This is a genomic window from Streptococcus oralis (assembly GCF_019929345.1).
Taxonomy (GTDB): domain Bacteria; phylum Bacillota; class Bacilli; order Lactobacillales; family Streptococcaceae; genus Streptococcus.
The window spans coordinates 292,671-313,697 of record NZ_JAHZPJ010000001.1; the positions used below are offsets into that span (position 1 = coordinate 292,671).

Genomic DNA, 21,027 nt, shown 5'->3' on the forward strand with positions numbered 1-21,027 from the left:
CTCTAAAATTCTGTAAAGAGCAGCTGGATTTCAGGAGTGATGGAAATCCAGTCATCACGGTGAATCAAGACTCCCTTAGCTTTTTGAGAACGGAGCATATCTTCTAGGGCTGAGACGCCAAATTGGACACGTCCCTTTCCAAGAGATTGACCCGTTTCTTTATCAGCCACTGTGACAATATCGTGGTAAGAGAAGTTTCCTTCCACTTCTACCACGCCTGATAAAAGGAGACTTTTCCCGTTTTTTGAAAGTGCCTCTGCAGCTCCACCATCTACCCAAATCGTTCCCTGACTTTGAGCATAGAAGGCCAGCCATTGTTTCTGGGTACGAAGTCCCTTCTCTTGCGCAACAAAGAAGGATCCATCCCTAGTTTCTTCAGCTGCCTCAATCAAGGCATCTGATTTCAAGGAAGAGCAGATATAGACTGGCACCCCTGACTCCGTTGCGATCGTAGCTGCTTTGATTTTTGTTAGCATACCCCCAGTTCCGTTTGAAGAACCTGCTCCACCAGCCATATCAATAATCTCACGATTGATAGTCTCGATTTTCTCAAGACGTTTAGCTCTTGGATCTGAGTTGGGATTTCCAGTATAGAGACCGTCCACATCAGTCAAGAGAACCAAAAGATCCGCTTGAACCATCGCCGCTACCTGGGCACTCAGAGTGTCATTATCACCCACCTTGAGTTCGTCAATAACGACACTGTCATTCTCGTTGATGATAGGAATGGCACCACGATGAAGCAATACAGACAAGGCCTGGTGGGCGTTCTTATAACGACGTTTATCTACAAAATCATCCTGTGTCAGCAAGATTTGTGCAGAAACGATCTGGCGCATGAGGAGGTTGGTTGTATATTCCTCCAACAAAAGTCCCTGACCAACTGCAGCCGAAGCTTGTTTATCTGCAATCTTGGTCGGACGTTTTTTAAATCCCAAAGCTCCAAATCCAGCGGCAACTGCCCCAGATGACACTAAAATCAACTCATGTCCAGCCTCATGCAGCATAGCCAATTGCTGGGTAATTGCCTTTACTTTACTCCTTGATAAACTCCCGTCTTCATTTGTTAAGGAGGAAGTCCCTACCTTAAAGACGATTCGTTTGTACTTCATATTCTCACTCCGATTCTTCATATTTATCCATTATAACATGAATGCTTTAAAATAGAAAAGACTTGAAATAAAAAAGGTTGAGACAGCCATCTCAACTCTTTTATTTATTCTTAGTTTTACGCAATCTTTCCAGAGTTTCATTAAAAATCTCTGGAATATCTGCTGTGAACTCCAAGGTTTCACCTGTTCTCGGATGGGTAAAACCTAGAGTCTTAGCATGGAGAAATTGCCCATGTCCTTTCAGCGTTTTTCGAGGACCATAGACCTCATCACCAGCGACTGGATGGCCAATATAAGCCATATGAACACGGATTTGGTGGGTACGCCCTGTTTCCAGTTGCAACTCCACTAAGCTATAATCTCCAAAACGTTCCAAGACTTGAAAACGAGTCACTGCTGGCTTCCCTTTAGCAGTCACTGCCTGTTTCTTACGATCTTTTTCGCTCCGGCCAATCGGCGCTTCAATCACACCACGATCATTGGGAAGATTGCCATGAACAATCGCCCAGTATTTACGTAGAGACTTCTTGTCCTTGAGTTCTTGGGCAAGTGCCAAGTGTGCCTCGTCATTCTTAGCAATCATAAGGAGACCAGACGTATCCTTATCAATACGGTGAACGATACCAGGACGGAGAACCCCATTGATACCTGACAAGTCCTTGATATGGTACATGAGGGCATTGACCAAGGTTCCGCTAGTATGACCAGCACTCGGATGCACCACCATCCCCTGAGGCTTGTTGACAACAGCTACGTCCTCATCTTGGTAGATAATTTCCAGAGGAAGGTTCTCGGCAACATACTCCAAAACCTCTGGTTCTGGCACATGATAAGTGACGACATCCCCCTCTTGAACAGTGTATTTTGCTTTCTTGACTTGGCCATTGACCAAAACTTGTCCAGCCTTGATTTGTTCATTAGCGAGACTGCGTGACAATTCTGTCAGGTCCGACAGGGCCTTGTCTAAACGTTGCCCACCCGTTTCAATTTTTATTTCCATTTACTTCCTCTTTAAGCATTGCAATCAATAAAACAATGACCCCAACTGTCAAATAGCTATCAGCCACGTTGAAAATCGCAAAGTTGATAAAGTCTAGGTGAAACATATCCACCACAAAACCTTGACTCATTCTGTCAATAAAGTTGCCTAGACCACCAGCAATAATCAAGGTCAGTCCAAAAACCATCCAAAGTGAGTCCTCCATGTGCTTATGTAGATACCAAATGGCACCCGCCATAACAACGAGTGTAATGACAGCAAAAAACCACTGCTGGTCTTGTAACATGGAGAAGGCTGCCCCTCTATTTTGCAGGTAGGTCAAGCTAACGAGATTGGGGATCCACGAACGCACTTCACCCAGTGGAATCTGCTGGACAACATAATTCTTGACCAACTGATCCAGCCCAATCAAAAGCAGTACAATCACTGCCACTATTCCTCTTTTTTTCATGATTTCCTCTTCTGATCAAAATATTCTTGCATAACCTCAACGAAGAGTGTCCCAGCTTGACTCAGCTCCACTTCTTCCCGTTTGACATAGACCATGCGGTTGTCTAGATTATCCCTGAGACGAATAACTGTAATGCCATTGACACTATCACTATCTAAGAATCCAGACCCAGTCGCATAGGCATCTGTCCGCTCTAAAATACCGTTTAAGGTAGCACGGTCGGTCACATTAAACATCTGCGAGCTCGCGCTGGTATCGACAAAGTTCTCTGAATAGTAAAGGTACTCGTCCTTTTCCTGAGTAAAGCGAACTGTTGGTAAATCAGCTAAATCCTCCATGACCAGTTCTTCTTTCTTTGCTAAAGGATGTCCTTCACGAAGATAAATGTGAGTCGGGAAAGCAATTAGTTCAATAACTTCCAAGCCTAACTTTTCAACCCGTTGCATGATGCCCTTTTGGTTTTGGTTGTTGAGGTAGATGATCCCAATCTCACTGTGTCCTTGGGCAACTTCGTCTAAGATTTGAACTGTAGTAGACTCAAAAATACGAAAGTTCTTATAATCAGGATAACGTTCTGAAAAGGCCGTAATGGTTGGTGGCAAGAAGTCATAGTGCTGACTGGCAATGGAAAATTCATCCTTTTCTTCCTCAGGATTGGCATACTGATTTTGAAAAACATCAAAGCCTTTGACCAACTCCTGCGCTTTCTCATAAAATTCCATTCCACGACGGGTCAAAAACGTTCCCGAACTCGTCCGACGGAAAATCTTAAAGCCTAACTCTTTTTCCAAATCGCGCACAGAAATAGATAGACTCGGCTGACTGACATACATCTTTTCTGCAGCTTCACGGAAAGTACCACTATTGGCAATGGCCACAACATAGCGTAATTGTTGAATGTTCATCTTTTACCCCCAACTTCTCTATCTGTTCATTATACCATATTTCAGAACTTTTCCAAAAAGGAAAAGGAACCTAATGCAATTACAGCTTGACCTAAGGTTTATTATTTAAGAATACAGAACCAGAGGTTCAGCACGAGAGTATATTCTTTGAGGACTTGTTTATTATGATAATAGCTTTCAAAGTTATAGACAGTCTCCTAAACGATTTCATTCCAACACCTTAACTGTGCTATGAACCGTATTTTCTATCAAATCAAGAAACAATTGAACTGGAACCTCAAGAGGACAGGACAAGCTAAGGAAGATTCATCCTCTATTCAAAACATTTTAAAAGATAAAAGTTGGACTGTGAATAAACTGAATTCTCTCTACTCAAACGCAAACCTAACCACTACTGACAGTCTTATCAAATGTGGCACCTTTATAGTTCAAAACGGTGGCAACTTTAAAACTAGAATACTTACCACTTTAAATAACAAAAGAAGAGAATCAACTTGATCCTCCCCAAATGTTAACTGATATTGATCAACTATAGTTGGCAAAAAACTAATCTTTCATATCTAACTTTTAGTATAGGAATCACTGGCAGTTTGTATTTAAAACATGAGGAACATCAATAGAATGTGAAAGCCAAAGCGCAGGAGATGATACGAAAGAGGGGTAGGTTGCTGGCTTTTCTGGCTATCCAAATATAGGGTTAGTGATAGAAAAATCAAACCAAATGCAATCACCAATCTGACGAAATAGGAAATTTTTAGTATTGCTGCCATCAAAAGAAAACCTAATAAAGGAAGGTTAAAAAGCGAAACAGCCAGGCTACTTGCTAATAGAGAGAGTAGCGAAAGGACTAATAAACTATAAACTAGAAAACGAGTCCAACCTGAGACTACTTTCCCTTCACTTTTCTGTTTTGACATCATCACGATTACCACGATTAGGTAAACAAAAAGTATCATCACAATTTCTCCTCAGTTCCTATTATTCTTTACCACATTTTAACCAAATTTTCCTGAAAAATCAATAATGTTTCTTGACTTGATTGGAGATTTATTGTACTATACTTGTGTATATACAGATAAATGGAGGTTCTTATGGATATACGGAAAAAAACGCAGTTTATGACCATGACTGCCCTACTCACTGCAATCGCGATTTTGATTCCAATCATTATGCCTTTTAAAATCGTTATCCCACCTGCTTCTTACACCTTGGGAAGTCATATCCCCATCTTTATCGCCATGTTTCTTTCGCCTTTGATGGCTGCTTTTGTGATTATTGCTTCTAGCCTCGGTTTCCTTATGGCAGGCTATCCGCCTGTTATTGTACTCCGCGCCTTCTCTCACATCGTTTTTGGTACTTTGGGGGCTTTGTACTTAAAGAAATTCCCTGAAACCTTGGATAAACCAAAGGCATCTTGGATTTTTAACTTTGTTTTGGGTGTTGTTCATGCTATCGCTGAAGTAATAGCTTGTATCATCTTCTATGCTACTTCAGGGACAAACGTTGAAAATATGTTTTATGTTCTCTTCGTCCTAGTTGGCTTTGGCACAATTGTCCATAGTATGGTAGACTATACATTAGCACTAGCTGTCTATAAAGTGCTTCGAAAACGTCGCTAAAAGGAAAAACTATGACAAAGGATCGCAAACAAGCTCTTCTCAAACTCTTAAAAGAGGCGCCAAAAGCTCTCAATGGTCAAACCTTGGCTGAGCACTTCCATGTTACGCGCCAAGTCATTGTACAGGACATCGCTATTCTCCGAGCGGATGGCGCTCCTATCCTATCCACCAATCGTGGCTATATCTACAAAGAAAATGATGCCAGCCCCTACGTGCACAAGCTCTTTAAAGTGAAACATGAACTGGAAGAAATCGGTCAGGAACTACTAGCCATTGTAGATAATGGCGGACGCGTTCAAAATATCTTAATTGATCATCCCGTTTATGGCGAAATTGAAACCCTACTCAAACTCACCTGCCGCCGAGATGTCCAGCACTTTCTGGAACAAGTTGAGAATTCAGACTTTAGACCCCTTTCTGAATTGACAGACGGCATCCATTACCACCTTGTTGAAGCCGAGACACAACAAGACCTCCACTATATCGAGGAGGCCTTGGATCAGTTAGGTTATTTAGTAAAAGACTAGAAAATTTCTTTCTCCCAGCCGTCCTCTGTACGGTGGCGATAGAAGAACTCAGACTTGTCAGGTGCTTCCATCATTTCCATCAAAGGCAACATATCATAGGCCAGTTCCAAGTTTGGAATCTGGTCTTTTTGCACCCAAGATACTTCTCCTTCTTCAGATGATTGCAGATTTCCAGTAAACTCTGTCGCCTTATAGCAAAAAACGATGTAGCGCTCACCTGTATCTAAGGGCCAGTTTTTAATGCCGACTAGTTGTGGATTCTGAATCGTTAGACCTGTTTCTTCATAAATCTCACGAATGACAGACTCTGCGAAAGACTCTCCATTTTCTACATGGCCTCCAGGAAAGGCATAACCAGACCAGCGATTGTTTTCAGGAGAGCGATATTGCATGACTACCCGCTGATTTTTAAGGTCTTCGATTAGACAGATATTGGTTAAAATGGTTGCTTGGGCACGGGACATAGATTTGCTCGCTTTCTAAGTTATTAAAATGTATCTTCGTTGTATTCTACTTCTGACTTCATGATAAAGGGATTGATCAATTCATGATGTTCATAAGTAGTACGGGCCAAAAAACCTCTAGCAATGATGATTTCCTTATCTTGTATGCGATAGTCTATATTGATAGGGATGGCTGGATCCGAGATAACTGATAAAACAAAGAATGCTGCAAACCAAAGGCAAAATGTCACCAATCCACTAAATATTTGAAAAATAAGGTGATACCATTTAGCATCTCTTGTTCTATAAAAGATTCTCCAGGGATGGATTAAGAAGGTCAAACAAAGAATGAAAAACCAACTATTCCACAAAATCGGAGTAAAAGATAGGCCAAAAAAACAACAAGATCAAATGAAAAACCACAAAGGTCAGCAAAGCCAAATAGAGTGTCTTAAACGAAATTAACTTAGTTAGATTTTCTTTTGTCATGATTTTTCCTCTTTTTGTCCTTATATTTCAAAATAACCATCAATATCGCTGGAATGATGAAAAAGATTAGATAGGTTGCTATAGGAAACCAAATATAGCGGTGATCTAGAGATAAGAGAGAAGGTAAAATCCCTTTACTATTTTTCCCACCAATCCCAATAAAGAGATGGACTATTAAACCGATACTATTAAGATAGATAAATAAATCTGCATATCTTTTTATCGTCATTCTTGTCCTAGTCAAGTCTAGGAACCAATAGTCAAATAATCTATAGACCAGACAAAAAAGATTTATATATAGTGGAAAACTATAGTTGATATCTCTGTATGGCGAAGGAATAGGAAGACTTTCAAAAATTAGATTCAAACTTAGTCCTATTGCTAGGATAAGACCGAGGACCAAGAAGAATCCTAAAAATTTATGAGCATCTAGCCAAAGATGAAAACTTTCTTTCATTGACAGATTCTTTTTTGTATTTGAATATCTTTTATTCTTTTTCATTTGAGTGAATTTTCCCTATTTTCTTCTTTTCCCTTTTTCTTTCCGATATCCTTGGAAATTAAAATAATCAAAGCAGCCACTAGGAAGAAGGTTATATAAGTAAGAATTGGAAACCAGATGTAGCGGTGATCTAAGGTTAGCAAGGGAGGAATAGACTTTCTATTTCTACCCATTATTCCGAAAAATGAGTGAAACAACAAACCTACTCCATTTAGGTACAAGAATGGGTCTGCAAAATCTTGTACTGTCAGCATTCCATCAAAATTATCTCTAAAAACACCTTGATAAAGCATGTTCACTAAGAATATAAGATTCAGAAAGAGCGGAAAGACATAATTGAAGTTTTGATAGGGTTTTGGAATAAGAGTTGTTCCAAACAACAAATAGAATACCCCAAAAGCTGATAAAAAAAATATACTACTATCTAATAGAAAAGCTATTTTTGAATGTTGTAACAACCACAATTTTACTTTATCTAGCCAGCTCATTTTTCTATTTGGCTTATAGTGTTTTTTTGATTTTTTCTGTGTACTGTCATTCTTTCTCATTCGTTTCTTAATCTTTCGTTCCATTTACGTCTCCTTCTTCTCTTTTCTGTCCGTATAACCAAAAGCAGAATGCCCAGCCCCAAGAAAAAGAAAAAGAGATAACTTACAATAGGGACCCAGACATATGCTGGATCCATAGAAATTATGGGAGGGAAATTCGTTGACTTACGACGTCCTAGCCAATTCAGTCCTACCAAGAGATGAAAAGGAAAAAGAGAACCATTGAAACCAATAAATATCCATGAAAAGTAACGCCATTTCTTAAGTGTATCACTTCCAGAATGAAAGACAAGGCAATAGGTTGAGAAGATCAGAAAGAAAAGATTGAAGCTTAAGGGAGAAAGATAGTTTAAGCTTGGGAGTTGATAACCAATGAAAGAGGCGGCAAGAAATGATACATACAAAGATCCAAATAACACACTCGTATCCAGGAGTTGACCAATCCTTCGGTGCCTTTCCATCCAAAGAGAAAACCTCTTAGTCCAAGAAGACTTTTCTTTTGTCTTGTACTTCATTTGTCTACTCATCTTCATTTTCATCTACTCCTTTTTTTGAACCTTTAGAGAGAAAGAAGATTGCCAAAGTTAAAATCAAGACTAGAAGGTAGATGGCAATAGGGAACCAGATATAAGCTGAGTCAAGTGAAAACAAAGGCGACAGGACGACTCTTCCTCTCTTTCTCACTCCAATCAGTTGAAAAATGGAGCTAAGAATATTGATGTAAATAAAGGGTTCACAGAATTTTTTAAGGGTCTTTTCTTTGTCTGTTTTCACTGATAAAAAGAGAGCATAAAGCCTATAACCCAAGATAAAAAGATTCAATTGCAAGGGAAATAAAAGCTCTCGGTACCGAAAATCAGCTGGAATGCTTCTATTCTGTGAAGTTGTAAATTCTATAACTAGGAACAAGATGATATAAAAGATAATATCAAGCATAAATTTGACAAATCGATGCCCTTGTAACCAAAAACGTACTGAATCTAACCATGATGACTTCTTATACTTCGTCTCTTTCAATTTCATAATAACTTCTTTCTATTCAAAAATATTTTCTAAAACGTAATCATTTGTTGATGGTGCAATCTGAAAATAAATCGCAATTGCCTCAGCATTTAACTCTCTGATCTTAATGAACTCTTACATACCATTCTAATTTCAGTGATAGGTTTTCCAAGTTCAAGTATTTTTTCTTGGTCATCAAAAGAAAAACCCATTTTTTGATAGAAAGCAATGGCTCGCTGATTCTCTTTTAATACCCATAAGAATATTTCAGAGAACTGTTCAAGAGCCGTCAGAGCTTCCTTCATTAACTTCTGAGCAATACCTTTTCCATAATAGTCTTTTAAAACATATAAGGCAATAATTTCGCCAGCTTGAATAGTCTCATCACGAAAGTTTCCATAACTGATAAAACCAACTACCGTCATATCATCTATCGCAATCAATGTATTTTCTGGATATTTTTGACTAAAGAATCGACATCTTTCTAATGTCATCGTCTCCTGAAATTCTGCAGGTAAAAGGTCATCATAAGCCTCTCTCCACGTCTGCCAATGAATGAGGGACTTACCTTCTATCTCTTCAGGAGTTTCCATCTGTTTGATAGTTAGGTTCATTTATTCTACTCCATTCTTCTCTTAGAATACCATATTTAATACTATCAAAATATTTGCCTTGGTAATAACGAACTTTTGGAATATGAGCTTCTTTTTTCATTCTTAATTTTTCAGCAAGTTTTACCATACCAAGATTTCCTGACCAAGTTGTCAAACCAAGATGCTCCAACACCAAGTAATCCTTAAATGTCCGATCTATCCATTGTAGCATAGCAGCTTTTCCAATGCCAGAGTTCCAAAATTTGTTATCATAAATACAAATCCCCAATTCCATCCATCTTGTTTGTTTACATACCCAGTAGCGCGAAACAGTCCCAACTAATTTATCATCAACAAAAATACCAAGGCGATTTGAGTTGTTTAGAGTAGATTCTGATTTTTGTAGTTTAAATTCTTGAAAATTAGGAAAATGCTGATAATCGTCATAATAGGGAGCATCATACTGCTTCCAAATTGGATTAGATTGTGAATAAGCAATTTCCCACAAAGACACCAAATCTTCTTCAATTAGCTTTCTTAAATAAACCATACTTTTTCCTAATCCAACGCCTTGACTTCCTCAGCAACTTTTTGCAGATATTTTTGTCTTGTAGAATTTGTATTCACCTCACGCCCTAACTCACCCAAAATTGAAACTTTCTTTGTTTTGATACCGCAATGATTCAGGACAGCATTCTTTAATACTGATATTCCATAACTGTCTGGAATATTGATAGGACCTGAAAATACTTTGTACCACCATGTTGGTGCCATTGATGTTGCGTAAATACTGGCTGTTTTTCCTTTTAGTAACTTTTTAAACTGCTGACCTCTTAAGTAGTTCCAAATAAAACTTCCTTTATTATTGGCAGAGTAAGCAATTCCTGGCGTGAAAACACGATCGATCCAACCCTTCAATAAACTAGGCATACTACTCCACCAAATTGGATAGACAAAAATGAAATGATCTGCCCACTGGATTAATTCCTGAGAGCGAAGTATGAAGGAGTCCTCTTCCATACGTTTTCGATAACCATAACGTAATACGGAATCAAAATCTATCTCATTTAGATTAATAGATTCAAGCTCATGATGATTTGAGTCAATATTTTCTACAATCGTTCGAAAAATTTCTTGACAGAAACTTCCCTTGTCAGGATGTCCATTGATGACTAAAATTTTCATTCGTTTTCTCCTATCTAATCCAACGACTTGACTTCCAACATCATATCACGTATCTGTGCTGCCAGTTCAAAATCAAGTACTTCGACGGCTTCTTGCATTTGTTTTTCGAGTTTTTTGACGAGTTCCTTACGCTCTTGTTTGTTGAGGCTATTAATATCGACTTCCTTATCCTCTTCCTTGGCAACTGCCTTGGTTACGGCGATTAGGTCACGGATTTCTTTCTTGATTGTCTGTGGTACGATACCATGCTCTTCATTATAAGCCATCTGGATTTTCCGACGACGTGCCGTTTCATCGATGGCACGTTGCATAGACTGGGTCATTGTGTCGGCATACATGATGACATGTCCTTCGCTGTTACGGGCAGCACGCCCAATGGTCTGGATGAGGCCACGTTCGTTACGCAGGAAACCTTCCTTATCAGCATCGAGAATGGCAACCAAGCTTACCTCAGGAACGTCAATCCCTTCACGGAGCAGGTTAATTCCAACCAAGACATCAAAGACACCCAAACGTAGGTCACGGATAATCTCCGTTCGTTCCAAGGTCTTAATATCCGAGTGCATGTACTTGACCTTGATGCCCATTTCCTTGAAGTAGTCGGTTAAGTCCTCTGCCATCTTCTTGGTTAAGGTTGTAATAAAAGTTCGTTCATTCTTTTCAACACGGGCATTGATTTCACCCAAAAGATCATCAATCTGTCCCATAGTCGGGCGCACTTCCACTTCAGGATCCAAGAGTCCTGTTGGACGAATGATTTGCTCAATCACTGTCTCGGTCTGTTCATTTTCATAGTCACCCGGTGTCGCTGAAACGTATACAATCTGATGCACATGACTTTCAAACTCCTCACGGCGTAAAGGACGATTATCCAATGCAGACGGCAAACGGAAACCATAATTAACCAGCATTTCCTTACGCGAACGGTCTCCATTGTACATACCCTTTATTTGCCCCATGGTCATGTGACTTTCATCAATCATGATCAAGAAATCATCTGGGAAGAAGTCGAGAAGCGTATAAGGAGGCTCTCCTTCGCTACGACCATCCATATGACGTGAGTAGTTTTCAACCCCGTTGGTATAGCCCATCTCACGCAACATTTCAATATCATACTCTGTCCGTTGCTTCAAACGCTGGGCTTCTAGCAGTTTACCTTCCTTCTCAAAGACAGCTAACTGCTCCTCCAACTCCGCCTGAATCTTCGCAATAGCAATTTCCATGTGCTCGTCATTGGTCACAAAGTGAGTGGCAGGGAAAATCGCCAAATGATCCACTTCTCCCAATACCTGACCTGTCAAAGCCTCAACTTCACGGATACGGTCAATCTCATCCCCGAAAAACTCTACTCGAAAAGCGTGTTCATCACGGGAAGCTGGGAAAATCTCCACCACATCCCCACGTACGCGAAATCTTCCCCGTTGGAAATCAATATCATTGCGTTCAAACTGAATATCTACCAAGTCATTCAAGAGTTTATCACGAGAAATTTCAAGACCTGGACGAAGACTAACGACACTATCAGCGTATTCCTTTGGCGAACCCAGACCATAGATACAAGAGACAGAGGCAACAACGATGACATCGTTACGCTCCAAAAGAGCAGAAGTCGCTGAGTGGCGGAGCTTGTCAATCTCGTCATTGACAGAGCTATCCTTTTCAATATAAGTATCGCTCGAAGGGACATAGGCCTCTGGTTGGTAATAGTCATAGTAGGACACAAAGTACTCAACAGCATTTTCAGGGAAAAATTCCTTAAACTCCCCATAGAGCTGACCGGCTAGGGTTTTGTTATGGGCAATGACCAAAGTAGGTTTATTGACTTTGGCAATAACCTGACTCATGGTATAGGTCTTCCCAGTACCAGTCGCCCCCATGAGTATTTGAGCTTTCTCTCCACCCTCGATATTATCGACCAACTGCTCGATTGCTTGGGGTTGGTCTCCCGATGGTTGGTATTTGGAGACGAGTTTAAATTTGTTATTTACTTTTCTATCTATCATGACCGTTCCTTTCGTTTATATAGTCATTCATTTCTTGGTCTGAGAAAACCTCTCCTCTATCCACGCGAATTCGTATGATTTGGTTCTTTACAACATATTTTCTTTTCTTTGGCAACTGAAAACCAAGTTTTTTATCGAATTTGATGGCCGTCTCACTATCTTTGAATAGTATCATCAGAACCCGGTATCTTTTTTTATCATCCAATTCGGATCGGTAGTCAAAAAAGTATTCAATCCGCTTCAAAAAATAAAGAAAGGATGATGAACGCTTGATATCGGCTATGGGACTTGACCAATCTTTCATGACAAGGTCGATATCAGATAAGGGAATTTCAAAGGTTTTTCGGCCAAAAAGTTTCCCATAATAGGTGAAGGTCTGCTCATCTACTTCTATCAATTTCTTTGTTTTTCTAAAATTCATGATTCCATCTACCGCTGAAATACAGGTATATAGTGGAAGCAGAAGAAGGAAAAGGAAAAAGATTTTACCAAAATAATTCTCATACCAAAAATCATTTAAAAGGTAAGGAATAATCAAGCACAATGAACTGAGAGAATAAAACAGACCCCATGCAATTTGAACCTTAAGCAGGCCTCTGTCAAACTTAACAATCATCTTTTTCTCCTTTCTAAGTACTCCTTCTATTTTACCATAAAAAGGATAGACTTTCTGTTTCTCAATTTTCAATCTTTGTTATGCTTACGTCACATCTTCTGACATATAAAACACAAAAAGGTTGCCGTAATTTCTGTTTTCTGGTATAATTTGAAAATACCCTGAAAGGAGACTAAAAATGAAGAAAAAAATCCTAGCATGTTTGCTTATTTTATTTCCCATTTTCTCACTAGGAATAGCAAAAGCTGACACTGTTAAATCAAAGTATATTATTGCAAGTGATTCATCTTTTGCACCTTTTGTATTTCAAAATTCAAACAACGAGTACACTGGTATTGACATGGACTTGATTAAAGCTATTGCCAAAGATCAAGGTTTCGAAATTGAGATTACTAACCCAGGGTTTGATGCAGCGATCAGTGCTGTTCAGGCCGGACAAGCAGACGGTATCATCGCTGGTATGTCTGTTACGGACGCTCGTAAAGCCACATTTGATTTCTCTGATTCCTACTACACTGCTAATACGATTCTCGGTGTAAAAGAATCCAGTACCATTGCTTCTTATGAAGATCTCAAGGATAAGACAGTTGGTGTAAAAAACGGAACTGCTTCTCAAACGTTCCTTACTGAAAATCAAAGCAAATACGGCTACAAGATTAAAACTTTTTCAGATGGCTCATCTATGTATGACAGCCTCAACACTGGAGCTATCGATGCCGTGATGGATGATGAGCCCGTTCTCAAATATTCTATCAGCCAAGGGCAAAAATTGAAAACGCCAATCGCTGGAACCCCAATCGGTGAAACAGCCTTTGCCGTTAAGAAAGGCAGCAATCCAGAATTGATCCAGATGTTCAATAAGGGGCTTGCGAACCTCAAAGCTAACGGAGAATTCCAAAAGATTCTTGACAAGTATCTAGCTAGCGGAGCAGCAACTACTTCTACAAGTACAGTTGACGAAACGACCATCTGGGGCTTGCTTCAAAACAACTACAAACAACTCCTTAGTGGACTTGGAATCACACTTGCTTTAGCCCTCATTTCATTTGCGATTGCCATTGTCATCGGTATTATCTTCGGTATGTTTAGCGTTAGCCCATACAAATCTCTTCGTCTGATCTCTGAGATTTTCGTTGACGTTATTCGTGGTATTCCGTTGATGATTCTTGCAGCCTTCATCTTCTGGGGAATTCCAAACTTCATCGAGTCCATTACAGGCCAACAAAGTCCGATTAACGACTTTGTAGCTGGTACCATAGCCCTCTCACTTAATGCAGCTGCTTATATCGCTGAAATTGTTCGTGGTGGGATTCAAGCTGTTCCAGTTGGGCAAATGGAAGCCAGCCGCAGTCTTGGTATTTCTTATGGAAAAACCATGCGTAAGATTATCTTGCCACAAGCGACTAAATTGATGTTGCCAAACTTCGTCAACCAATTCGTTATCGCTCTTAAAGATACAACCATCGTATCTGCTATCGGTCTGGTTGAACTCTTCCAAACTGGTAAGATTATCATCGCCCGTAACTACCAAAGTTTCAAGATGTATGCAATCCTTGCTATCTTCTATCTTGTGATTATCACGCTTTTGACTAGACTAGCGAAACGCTTAGAAAAGAGGATTCGTTAATGGCAAAACTAAAAATTGATGTAAATGATTTGCATAAGTATTATGGAAAAAACGAAGTTTTAAAAGGTATTACTACTAAGTTCTATGAAGGAGATGTTGTCTGTATCATCGGTCCTTCCGGTTCTGGTAAATCCACATTTCTCCGTAGCCTTAACCTTCTCGAGGAGGTAACGAGTGGCCACATCACTGTGAATGGTTATGATTTGACTGAAAAATCAACCAATGTCGACCATGTTCGCGAAAACGTTGGAATGGTCTTCCAACACTTCAACCTCTTCCCACACATGTCCGTCCTAGAAAATATCACTTTTGCACCTATTGAACACAAACGAATGACCAAAGAAGAAGCTGAAAAATTGGGGATGGAGTTGCTGGAGAAAGTCGGTCTTGCTGACAAGGCTAATGCTAACCCAGATAGCCTTTCAGGTGGTCAGAAACAGCGTGTAGCTATTGCTCGTGGACTTGCCATGAATCCTGATATCATGCTCTTTGATGAGCCAACTTCCGCTCTTGACCCTGAAATGGTTGGAGATGTACTGAATGTTATGAAGGAATTGGCGGAACAAGGCATGACCATGATTATCGTAACCCACGAGATGGGATTTGCTCGTCAGGTAGCCAACCGTGTTATCTTTACGGCTGATGGTGAATTCCTGGAAGATGGAACACCTGATCAAATCTTTGATAATCCACAACACCCTCGTCTAAAAGAATTCTTGGAAAAGGTCTTAAATGTATAAAACAAAACTGTAAGGTTCTCCTTACAGTTTTTTAATTACGTATTGGATTTTTTGATTTTTTTGAAAATTATGATAAAATAAAAACTATGATAATGAGGAAATCTCATCCCTAGTCCAACTAGGAAAAAATATAGAAATTAGGTAGCTAGATGTCATCAAAGGTTATTGTTACAATTTTCGGTGCGAGTGGAGATTTAGCTAAACGCAAACTCTACCCTTCCCTTTTCAGACTCTATAAATCAGGCAATCTCTCTGAGAATTTTGCAGTTATCGGAACAGCTCGTAGACCTTGGAGTAAGGAATATTTTGAATCTGTAGTTGTCGAGTCCATCCTTGATTTGGCAGATAGTACCGAGCAAGCCCAAGAATTTGCTAGCCACTTCTACTATCAAAGCCATGATGTAAATGATACGGAACACTACATTGCTCTACGTCAATTACAAGCTGAACTTAACGAAAAATACCAAGCTGAACACAACAAGCTCTTCTTCTTGTCTATGGCACCTCAGTTCTTTGGAACTATTGCAAAGCACCTCAAATCTGAAAACATTGTAGATGGCAAAGGTTTTGAGCGCTTGATCGTCGAGAAACCATTTGGTACAGACTACGAAACAGCTAGCAAACTCAATGAAGAGCTCCTTGCGGCCTTTGATGAGGAGCAAATCTACCGTATCGACCATTACCTAGGTAAAGAGATGATTCAGAGTATCTTTGCTGTTCGTTTTGCCAACATGATCTTTGAGAATGTTTGGAATCGCGAACACATCGATAATGTTCAGATTACCTTTGCAGAACGCTTGGGTGTCGAAGAACGCGGTGGCTACTATGATCAATCTGGTGCCCTTCGTGATATGGTGCAAAACCATACACTCCAACTCCTCTCTCTTCTAGCCATGGACAAACCAGCTAGCTTTACAAAGGATGAGATTCGTGCTGAAAAGATAAAGGTCTTTAAAAACCTCTATCATCCAACTGAGGAAGAATTGAAAGAACAGTTTATCCGTGGTCAGTATCGCTCTGGTAAAATCGATGGCATGAAATACATTTCCTATCGTAGCGAGCCAAACGTTAACCCTGAATCTACAACAGAAACCTTTGCCTCTGGTGCTTTCTTTGTAGACAGCGATCGCTTCCGTGGTGTTCCTTTCTTCTTCCGTACAGGGAAACGCCTGACAGAAAAAGGCACTCACGTCAATATCGTCTTTAAGCAAATGGACTCTATCTTTGGTGAGCCTTTGGCACCAAATATCTTGACCATCTACATCCAGCCAACAGAGGGATTCTCTCTCAGCCTCAATGGGAAACAAGTCGGTGAAGAATTTAACCTGGCACCAAGCTCTCTGGATTACCGTACTGACGCTACTGCTACTGGAGCCTCACCAGATCCATACGAGAAATTAATCTACGATGTCTTGAACAACAACTCAACCAATTTTAGCCACTGGGATGAGGTAAGTGCTTCTTGGAAATTGATTGACCGTATCGAAGAGCTCTGGGCTGAAAACGGTGCTCCACTCTACGATTATAAAGCTGGAAGCATGGGACCACAAGCTAGCTTTGACTTACTTGAGAAGTATGGAGCCAAATGGACCTGGCAACCAGATATCGCCTATCGTGAAGATGGCCGTTTAGAATAGCAAAAATATCCTGCAAGTCAATTTTGCAGGATATTTATTTTGTATTAAATCAAGCCTTCTAAGAGACCTTTCATAAAGTTTTCTGAGTTAAATTCCCCGATATCATCAATTTTTTCACCGAAACCAATCAATTTTACAGGGATATTGAGTTCTTCACGAATTGCCAGAACGACACCACCACGGGCAGTTCCGTCAATTTTTGTCAAAACAATTCCAGTCAATGGTGTTATCTTAGAAAATTCCTTAGCTTGTACCAGGGCATTCTGTCCAGTTGAGGCATCGAGTGCCAGGAAGGTTTCATGAGGTGCTTCAGGAACGACACGCTTGATAATACGGCCAATCTTTTCCAACTCGGCCATAAGATTGTCCTTGTTTTGCAGACGACCTGCTGTATCAATCATAAGGATATCAATTCCTTCTGCTACAGCACGTTCCATCCCATCAAAGACCACACTTGCGGGATCAGCCTTTTCAGGCCCCGTCACCACAGGAACATCAACACGACGGCCCCATTCAGCTAGCTGGGCAACAGCTCCAGCACGGAAGGTATCTGCCGCAACCAACATGACTTTCTTGCCAGCTTGTTTGTAGCGATGAGCTAGTTTCCCGATAGAAGTTGTCTTCCCAACACCATTAACACCAACAAAGAGCATGACTGTCAAACCATCTTGGAAATGGATTTGTTCATCATAGTTGCCATCCTTTTCGTAGAGCTCAACCAATTTCTCGATAATGACACGACGGAGTGCGTCTGGTTTCTTAGCGTTTTCGAGTTTAGCTTCATAGCGTAGTTCTTCTGTTAAGTTTGAAGCGACCTGCACACCGACATCACTCATGATGAGCAGTTCTTCCAATTCCTCGAAGAACTCTTCATCGACTGAACGGAAGTTGGCAAAGAAGGCATTCAAGCGAGCTCCGAATCCTGTACGAGTTTTCTTGAGACTGCGGTCATATTTTTCCTGAACGTTTTCTTCAACCTGAGGAAGTTCTTCTATGACTTCAGACGCTAGTTCCTCTTCAGTTTCTTGGCTTTCTTCTTCTAAAACTTCTTCAGTCTCTTGGCTTTGCTCTAGCTCATCAGATTCTAGCTCAAGCTCTTCCTGAGCAGTTCCCTCGACTGCTTCTGGTTCAATAACTTCTTCTGTTGAGATCTGAGGAAGTTCTTCTTGAGCTGGTGTTTCTTCCACTTTGTCCGTCGCTGTTTCTTCGACTGCCGCTTGACTTTCTTCAACCTCTTCTGACAAATCAAGATTTTCCAGTGCTTCTTTTACAACATCTTCGATTTTCGGCTCTTCTTTTTTTCCGAATAGACGGTCAAATAATCCCATATTCTAATTCTCCTTTAGCACGTATTCTTCGATAGCCCAGGCAACGGCTTCCTCGTCGTTGGTCATTGGGGTAATAACATTGGCAACTGCCTTAACTGCTGGAACTGCATTTTGCATGGCAACTCCCAGACCTGCCCACTCAATCATGGAAAGGTCATTGGCCTCGTCCCCACAAGCCATCACTTGACTTTGATCGATTCCCAAGTGTTTAATTAATTTCGCTAAACCTGTTGCCTTGTGGACGTTTTTAGGGGACCATTCCAATAGCATTTCACGCGATTTGAAGATTTCATATTGATCAAACAATTCTGGAGAAATCTGTTGAATCGCTGCATCCAAAGGTTCTTGGGCAAAAGCAGTCACACATTTATTATACGTCATCTGACTAGATAGATCCTCAAAAGCGACAGGTACGAAAGTCAGGGCTGGATTGAACTTAGCATAGATACTTTCTTGGTCAGACTGGATTTGATAGACGGTTCCTTCTGAAATGGCGTCTAACGGTAGTCCGAGTTTTTCAGTTTCCTCGTACAAGCGTGCCACATCGTCGATTGAAAAGACTGTTTTATCGAGAATCTCTCCCGTGTTTTTCTGCACCAGACCACCATTAAAGGTGATCGTGTACTCATCCTCCTGACCGTCAGTCCCTAGCTCATGGAGAAAGAAATCCATAGCCTTTAGAGGACGTCCCGTTGTCAGTACGACCTTGATGCCACGGTCACGCGCAGCCTTGAGGACCGCCTTGGTACGATCTGTTAGCTTTTTATCCGTTGTCAGCAAGGTTCCATCTAAATCGAGTGCAATCAATTTAATATCTGTCATTACAAGCCCTCCATATAAGCCATCACTGACTGGTCCTTATGGTGACCAATCACTGCTTCTGCTAATTCTAAAATCTCTGGTCGCGCATTTTCAGGAGCGATTGGATGCCCGACGACCTGCATCATATGAAGGTCATTGAGATTATCGCCAAAAGCCATAACCTGATCCATGGTCAGACCAAGTTTTTTTGCCAGCTCAACAATAGCCACACCCTTATCAACATAGTCCAAAACAATATCGATGGATTCAAAACCTGTTGTCATGGCTTTCACACCAGAAACATTTTCGTTAACCCAGGCCTCACCAGCTTCTATCGTATCTTCTGTAAAGTTAGTAGTGAATTTAAAAATCTCATCCGTGATATCTTCCAAACTCGCTACTTTTTGAATGTTTTCATTGTAGTGACGACTAAACATGAGATAGGTCTCATCCACTGTATCCAATACATAACAAGCTTTTTTCCCAGTCAGTAGCATTTTACTTTCATCAAAATAAGGCGATTTCTTTAAAGCTTCAAAAGTACTCAAGTAAAAATCCCGAGACATAGTAGCCTCGTACATATCCTCTCCATGAAACTCAACATAGCTCCCATTTTCAGCTATAAAAATCACTTCATCACGTACATCCGCAAATAGCTTTTTCAGGGACAAGATACCGCGACCCGAAGCCACAGCAAAATAAATCCCCTTTTCCTTGTAGGAAACAAGTAAGTTTTTGAGTCGTTCCATATCAAACCGACCCTCTCCATCTAGAAAGGTTCCATCCATATCAGTTGCTACAAGTTTAATCATAAAATCCTTCGTACTCCAATTGATAAATCTATCCTCTATTATACCATAGATAAACTGAAAAAGGACTAGTACAGTAGGATTTGCTATTGGATAGTAGGTCTTTTCGATAAATGAAATAGAAAGTAATGTTTTTAATTTAACCCAATAGACCAATAAATATTCGTAACACTATCATGAAATAACAAAAAACTGATCAGCCATCTAACTTAAACTCTATACTATCGTAGTTGAAACACAGAAAAACTCTCCTACTAAGAGAATTTTTCTTGATAATTCTTACAAAACAAAAAAGATAAACGGACAATATTTTATAGGTAATCTAGAACTTGAAAAGTCTCTATAATATTTGCAGTAGGCAAATTTCCTATGGAACCTATTTTGTTGTAGAAAAGGAAATTATTGCTAAAACGGACTACGACGCCCCGTCTTGTCCTGATTGCGGAAATCAAATGAAGAAATATGACTTCCAAAAACCTTCCAAAATTCCTTACTTTGAAACAACTGGTATACCTACCAGAATTCTTCTGGAAAAGCGTCGTTTCAAGTACTATCATTGTTCGAAAATGATGGTCGCTGAAACTTCTCTCGTCAAGAAAAATCACCAAATTCCTCGTATTATCAACCAAAAGATTGCTCAGAAGTTGATTGAAAAAACTTCTATGACCGATATTTCTCATCAGCTGGCCATTTCAACTTCAACTTTTATCCGAAAGCTCAATGACTTTCACTTTAAACATGATTTTTCTCGCCTTCCAGAGATTATATATTCGGACTCATTAAGGACAATCTAAAGCAGATTCATCCTCTTTTTCAGACTGTCTTTAAAACCTTTCTTAAGGATAAAGACAAGATTATCAACGCCCTTCAATTACCCTATTCCAACGCAAAATTGGAAGCTACTAATAATTTCATCAAACTTATCAAACAAGATGTCTTTGGTTTTCGGAATTTTGAAAATTTCAAAAACCGTATTTTCATCGCTTTGAACATCAAAAAAGAAAGGACGAATTTCGTCCTTTCTAGATCTTAGCTGACTTCAACTCACTACAGTTGACAAAGAGCTGATTTTTCTGTCTAACTTTTTGGG

General features: G+C 40.0%; 22 protein-coding genes and 3 pseudogenes. 7 read left to right on the forward strand and 18 right to left on the reverse strand.

All coding sequences use genetic code 11. The annotated features are described in order from the left end of the window. Positions 1-2 precede the first annotated feature (2 nt). The 4 genes from proB to K1I97_RS01520 all read right to left on the reverse strand — a co-directional run bounded on the left by proB (position 3) and on the right by K1I97_RS01520 (position 3,468). Positions 3-1,112 (reverse strand): glutamate 5-kinase, encoded by a 1,110-nt coding sequence (gene proB / locus K1I97_RS01505; protein WP_223330948.1) that lies wholly within the window; start codon positions 1,110-1,112, stop codon positions 3-5. A 100-nt stretch (positions 1,113-1,212) separates the two neighbouring features. Beyond that, a complete protein-coding gene (locus K1I97_RS01510) occupies positions 1,213-2,112 on the reverse strand; it encodes an RluA family pseudouridine synthase (protein ID WP_223330947.1) in 900 nt (299 codons plus the stop codon). After that, on the reverse strand, positions 2,096-2,563 hold the full coding sequence (gene lspA, locus K1I97_RS01515; RefSeq protein ID WP_061453520.1) for a signal peptidase II: 468 nt from the start codon (positions 2,561-2,563) through the stop codon (positions 2,096-2,098). The genes K1I97_RS01510 and lspA overlap by 17 nt, the downstream gene beginning before the upstream one ends. Next, on the reverse strand, positions 2,560-3,468 hold the full coding sequence (locus K1I97_RS01520) for a LysR family transcriptional regulator (protein ID WP_223330946.1): 909 nt from the start codon (positions 3,466-3,468) through the stop codon (positions 2,560-2,562). Before K1I97_RS01520 ends, lspA begins: the two co-directional genes overlap by 4 nt. Here K1I97_RS01520 and K1I97_RS01525 point away from each other — a divergent pair. Continuing rightward, positions 3,461-3,535, forward strand: a pseudogene (locus K1I97_RS01525) (AraC family transcriptional regulator); the annotation flags it as partial. The gene K1I97_RS01520 and the pseudogene K1I97_RS01525 sit on opposite strands and share 8 nt — an antisense overlap. Positions 3,536-4,064: 529 nt before the next feature. Here K1I97_RS01525 and K1I97_RS01530 read toward each other — a convergent pair. Next, a complete protein-coding gene (locus K1I97_RS01530) occupies positions 4,065-4,424 on the reverse strand; it encodes a hypothetical protein (protein WP_223330945.1) in 360 nt (119 codons plus the stop codon). A gap of 135 nt (positions 4,425-4,559) precedes the next feature. On the opposite strand from K1I97_RS01530, the gene K1I97_RS01535 reads away from it, so the two are divergent. Both K1I97_RS01535 and K1I97_RS01540 read left to right on the forward strand, forming a co-directional pair. Further along, on the forward strand, positions 4,560-5,087 hold the full coding sequence (locus tag K1I97_RS01535; RefSeq protein ID WP_000354644.1) for an ECF transporter S component: 528 nt from the start codon (positions 4,560-4,562) through the stop codon (positions 5,085-5,087). An 11-nt stretch (positions 5,088-5,098) separates the two neighbouring features. Further along, the gene (locus K1I97_RS01540) at positions 5,099-5,614 is read left to right on the forward strand and encodes a transcription repressor NadR (protein ID WP_000159158.1); all 516 of its coding nucleotides are present in this window, start codon (positions 5,099-5,101) and stop codon (positions 5,612-5,614) included. Here the strand turns inward: K1I97_RS01540 and K1I97_RS01545 are convergent. From K1I97_RS01545 to K1I97_RS01590, 10 genes and pseudogenes are all read right to left on the reverse strand, one after another. Beyond that, positions 5,611-6,078 (reverse strand): 8-oxo-dGTP diphosphatase, encoded by a 468-nt coding sequence (locus K1I97_RS01545; protein ID WP_223330944.1) that lies wholly within the window; start codon positions 6,076-6,078, stop codon positions 5,611-5,613. The two genes, K1I97_RS01540 and K1I97_RS01545, sit on opposite strands and share 4 nt — an antisense overlap. Positions 6,079-6,101: 23 nt before the next feature. Continuing rightward, a pseudogene (locus K1I97_RS01550) lies at positions 6,102-6,546 on the reverse strand (hypothetical protein). Next, positions 6,524-7,048, reverse strand: coding sequence for a hypothetical protein (locus K1I97_RS01555; RefSeq protein WP_223351601.1), 525 nt, complete (start codon positions 7,046-7,048; stop codon positions 6,524-6,526). Before K1I97_RS01555 ends, K1I97_RS01550 begins: the two are co-directional and overlap by 23 nt. Beyond that, positions 7,045-7,620: a hypothetical protein gene (locus tag K1I97_RS01560; RefSeq protein ID WP_223330942.1), complete on the reverse strand. Its 576-nt coding sequence runs from the start codon at positions 7,618-7,620 to the stop codon at positions 7,045-7,047. The genes K1I97_RS01555 and K1I97_RS01560 overlap by 4 nt, the downstream gene beginning before the upstream one ends. Before the next feature lie 495 nt (positions 7,621-8,115). Next, positions 8,116-8,619, reverse strand: coding sequence for a hypothetical protein (locus K1I97_RS01565; RefSeq protein ID WP_223330941.1), 504 nt, complete (start codon positions 8,617-8,619; stop codon positions 8,116-8,118). Positions 8,620-8,708: 89 nt separating this feature from the next. Beyond that, entirely contained in the window at positions 8,709-9,212 is a 504-nt protein-coding gene (locus tag K1I97_RS01570) for a GNAT family N-acetyltransferase (RefSeq protein ID WP_223330940.1), read from the reverse strand. Beyond that, positions 9,178-9,741 carry a GNAT family N-acetyltransferase gene (locus tag K1I97_RS01575; protein WP_223330939.1) on the reverse strand — a complete coding sequence of 188 codons (564 nt, stop codon included), beginning with the start codon at positions 9,739-9,741 and terminating at the stop codon, positions 9,178-9,180. Before K1I97_RS01575 ends, K1I97_RS01570 begins: the two co-directional genes overlap by 35 nt. 8 nt (positions 9,742-9,749) lie before the next feature. Next, complete coding sequence (locus K1I97_RS01580) at positions 9,750-10,376, reverse strand: NAD(P)H-dependent oxidoreductase (RefSeq protein WP_223330938.1); 627 nt, start codon at positions 10,374-10,376, stop codon at positions 9,750-9,752. Between the two features lie 14 nt (positions 10,377-10,390). Then, on the reverse strand, positions 10,391-12,379 hold the full coding sequence (gene uvrB / locus K1I97_RS01585; RefSeq protein WP_223330937.1) for an excinuclease ABC subunit UvrB: 1,989 nt from the start codon (positions 12,377-12,379) through the stop codon (positions 10,391-10,393). Then, positions 12,369-12,995 carry a hypothetical protein gene (locus K1I97_RS01590; RefSeq protein ID WP_223330936.1) on the reverse strand — a complete coding sequence of 209 codons (627 nt, stop codon included), beginning with the start codon at positions 12,993-12,995 and terminating at the stop codon, positions 12,369-12,371. The genes uvrB and K1I97_RS01590 overlap by 11 nt, the downstream gene beginning before the upstream one ends. Before the next feature lie 178 nt (positions 12,996-13,173). Here K1I97_RS01590 and K1I97_RS01595 point away from each other — a divergent pair, with 178 nt between their 5' ends. From K1I97_RS01595 to zwf, 3 genes are all read left to right on the forward strand, one after another. Further along, entirely contained in the window at positions 13,174-14,622 is a 1,449-nt protein-coding gene (locus K1I97_RS01595) for an amino acid ABC transporter substrate-binding protein/permease (protein WP_223330935.1), read from the forward strand. After that, the gene (locus K1I97_RS01600) at positions 14,622-15,362 is read left to right on the forward strand and encodes an amino acid ABC transporter ATP-binding protein (RefSeq protein ID WP_223330934.1); all 741 of its coding nucleotides are present in this window, start codon (positions 14,622-14,624) and stop codon (positions 15,360-15,362) included. Before K1I97_RS01595 ends, K1I97_RS01600 begins: the two co-directional genes overlap by 1 nt. Before the next feature lie 149 nt (positions 15,363-15,511). After that, positions 15,512-16,999, forward strand: a complete 1,488-nt coding sequence (gene zwf / locus K1I97_RS01605) for a glucose-6-phosphate dehydrogenase (protein ID WP_223330933.1) — start codon at positions 15,512-15,514, stop codon at positions 16,997-16,999. Positions 17,000-17,043: 44 nt separating this feature from the next. On the opposite strand, the gene ftsY is transcribed toward zwf, so the two are convergent. The 3 genes from ftsY to K1I97_RS01620 are packed head-to-tail and all read right to left on the reverse strand — an operon-like array spanning position 17,044 to position 19,940. Beyond that, positions 17,044-18,327, reverse strand: a complete 1,284-nt coding sequence (gene ftsY / locus K1I97_RS01610) for a signal recognition particle-docking protein FtsY (protein WP_223330932.1) — start codon at positions 18,325-18,327, stop codon at positions 17,044-17,046. Between the two features lie 3 nt (positions 18,328-18,330). After that, a complete protein-coding gene (locus K1I97_RS01615; RefSeq protein WP_223330931.1) occupies positions 18,331-19,149 on the reverse strand; it encodes a Cof-type HAD-IIB family hydrolase in 819 nt (272 codons plus the stop codon). Further along, positions 19,149-19,940, reverse strand: coding sequence for a Cof-type HAD-IIB family hydrolase (locus K1I97_RS01620; protein ID WP_223330930.1), 792 nt, complete (start codon positions 19,938-19,940; stop codon positions 19,149-19,151). Before K1I97_RS01620 ends, K1I97_RS01615 begins: the two co-directional genes overlap by 1 nt. Positions 19,941-20,284: 344 nt before the next feature. On the opposite strand from K1I97_RS01620, the pseudogene K1I97_RS01625 reads away from it, so the two are divergent. Continuing rightward, positions 20,285-20,970: pseudogene (locus K1I97_RS01625) on the forward strand (transposase). Positions 20,971-21,027 lie beyond the last annotated feature (57 nt).

What these genes read in the sequence shown, in the direction of transcription:
- proB (WP_223330948.1), bottom strand. Translation starts at nt 1,112, where the DNA reads ATGAAGTACAAACGAATCGTCTTTAAGGTAGGGACTTCCTCCTTAACA.
- K1I97_RS01510 (WP_223330947.1), bottom strand. Translation starts at nt 2,112, where the DNA reads ATGGAAATAAAAATTGAAACGGGTGGGCAACGTTTAGACAAGGCCCTG.
- lspA (WP_061453520.1), bottom strand. Translation starts at nt 2,563, where the DNA reads ATGAAAAAAAGAGGAATAGTGGCAGTGATTGTACTGCTTTTGATTGGG.
- K1I97_RS01520 (WP_223330946.1), bottom strand. Translation starts at nt 3,468, where the DNA reads ATGAACATTCAACAATTACGCTATGTTGTGGCCATTGCCAATAGTGGT.
- K1I97_RS01530 (WP_223330945.1), bottom strand. Translation starts at nt 4,424, where the DNA reads ATGATACTTTTTGTTTACCTAATCGTGGTAATCGTGATGATGTCAAAA.
- K1I97_RS01535 (WP_000354644.1), top strand. Translation starts at nt 4,560, where the DNA reads ATGGATATACGGAAAAAAACGCAGTTTATGACCATGACTGCCCTACTC.
- K1I97_RS01540 (WP_000159158.1), top strand. Translation starts at nt 5,099, where the DNA reads ATGACAAAGGATCGCAAACAAGCTCTTCTCAAACTCTTAAAAGAGGCG.
- K1I97_RS01545 (WP_223330944.1), bottom strand. Translation starts at nt 6,078, where the DNA reads ATGTCCCGTGCCCAAGCAACCATTTTAACCAATATCTGTCTAATCGAA.
- K1I97_RS01555 (WP_223351601.1), bottom strand. Translation starts at nt 7,048, where the DNA reads ATGAAAAAGAATAAAAGATATTCAAATACAAAAAAGAATCTGTCAATG.
- K1I97_RS01560 (WP_223330942.1), bottom strand. Translation starts at nt 7,620, where the DNA reads ATGGAACGAAAGATTAAGAAACGAATGAGAAAGAATGACAGTACACAG.
- K1I97_RS01565 (WP_223330941.1), bottom strand. Translation starts at nt 8,619, where the DNA reads ATGAAATTGAAAGAGACGAAGTATAAGAAGTCATCATGGTTAGATTCA.
- K1I97_RS01570 (WP_223330940.1), bottom strand. Translation starts at nt 9,212, where the DNA reads ATGAACCTAACTATCAAACAGATGGAAACTCCTGAAGAGATAGAAGGT.
- K1I97_RS01575 (WP_223330939.1), bottom strand. Translation starts at nt 9,741, where the DNA reads ATGGTTTATTTAAGAAAGCTAATTGAAGAAGATTTGGTGTCTTTGTGG.
- K1I97_RS01580 (WP_223330938.1), bottom strand. Translation starts at nt 10,376, where the DNA reads ATGAAAATTTTAGTCATCAATGGACATCCTGACAAGGGAAGTTTCTGT.
- uvrB (WP_223330937.1), bottom strand. Translation starts at nt 12,379, where the DNA reads ATGATAGATAGAAAAGTAAATAACAAATTTAAACTCGTCTCCAAATAC.
- K1I97_RS01590 (WP_223330936.1), bottom strand. Translation starts at nt 12,995, where the DNA reads ATGATTGTTAAGTTTGACAGAGGCCTGCTTAAGGTTCAAATTGCATGG.
- K1I97_RS01595 (WP_223330935.1), top strand. Translation starts at nt 13,174, where the DNA reads ATGAAGAAAAAAATCCTAGCATGTTTGCTTATTTTATTTCCCATTTTC.
- K1I97_RS01600 (WP_223330934.1), top strand. Translation starts at nt 14,622, where the DNA reads ATGGCAAAACTAAAAATTGATGTAAATGATTTGCATAAGTATTATGGA.
- zwf (WP_223330933.1), top strand. Translation starts at nt 15,512, where the DNA reads ATGTCATCAAAGGTTATTGTTACAATTTTCGGTGCGAGTGGAGATTTA.
- ftsY (WP_223330932.1), bottom strand. Translation starts at nt 18,327, where the DNA reads ATGGGATTATTTGACCGTCTATTCGGAAAAAAAGAAGAGCCGAAAATC.
- K1I97_RS01615 (WP_223330931.1), bottom strand. Translation starts at nt 19,149, where the DNA reads ATGACAGATATTAAATTGATTGCACTCGATTTAGATGGAACCTTGCTG.
- K1I97_RS01620 (WP_223330930.1), bottom strand. Translation starts at nt 19,940, where the DNA reads ATGATTAAACTTGTAGCAACTGATATGGATGGAACCTTTCTAGATGGA.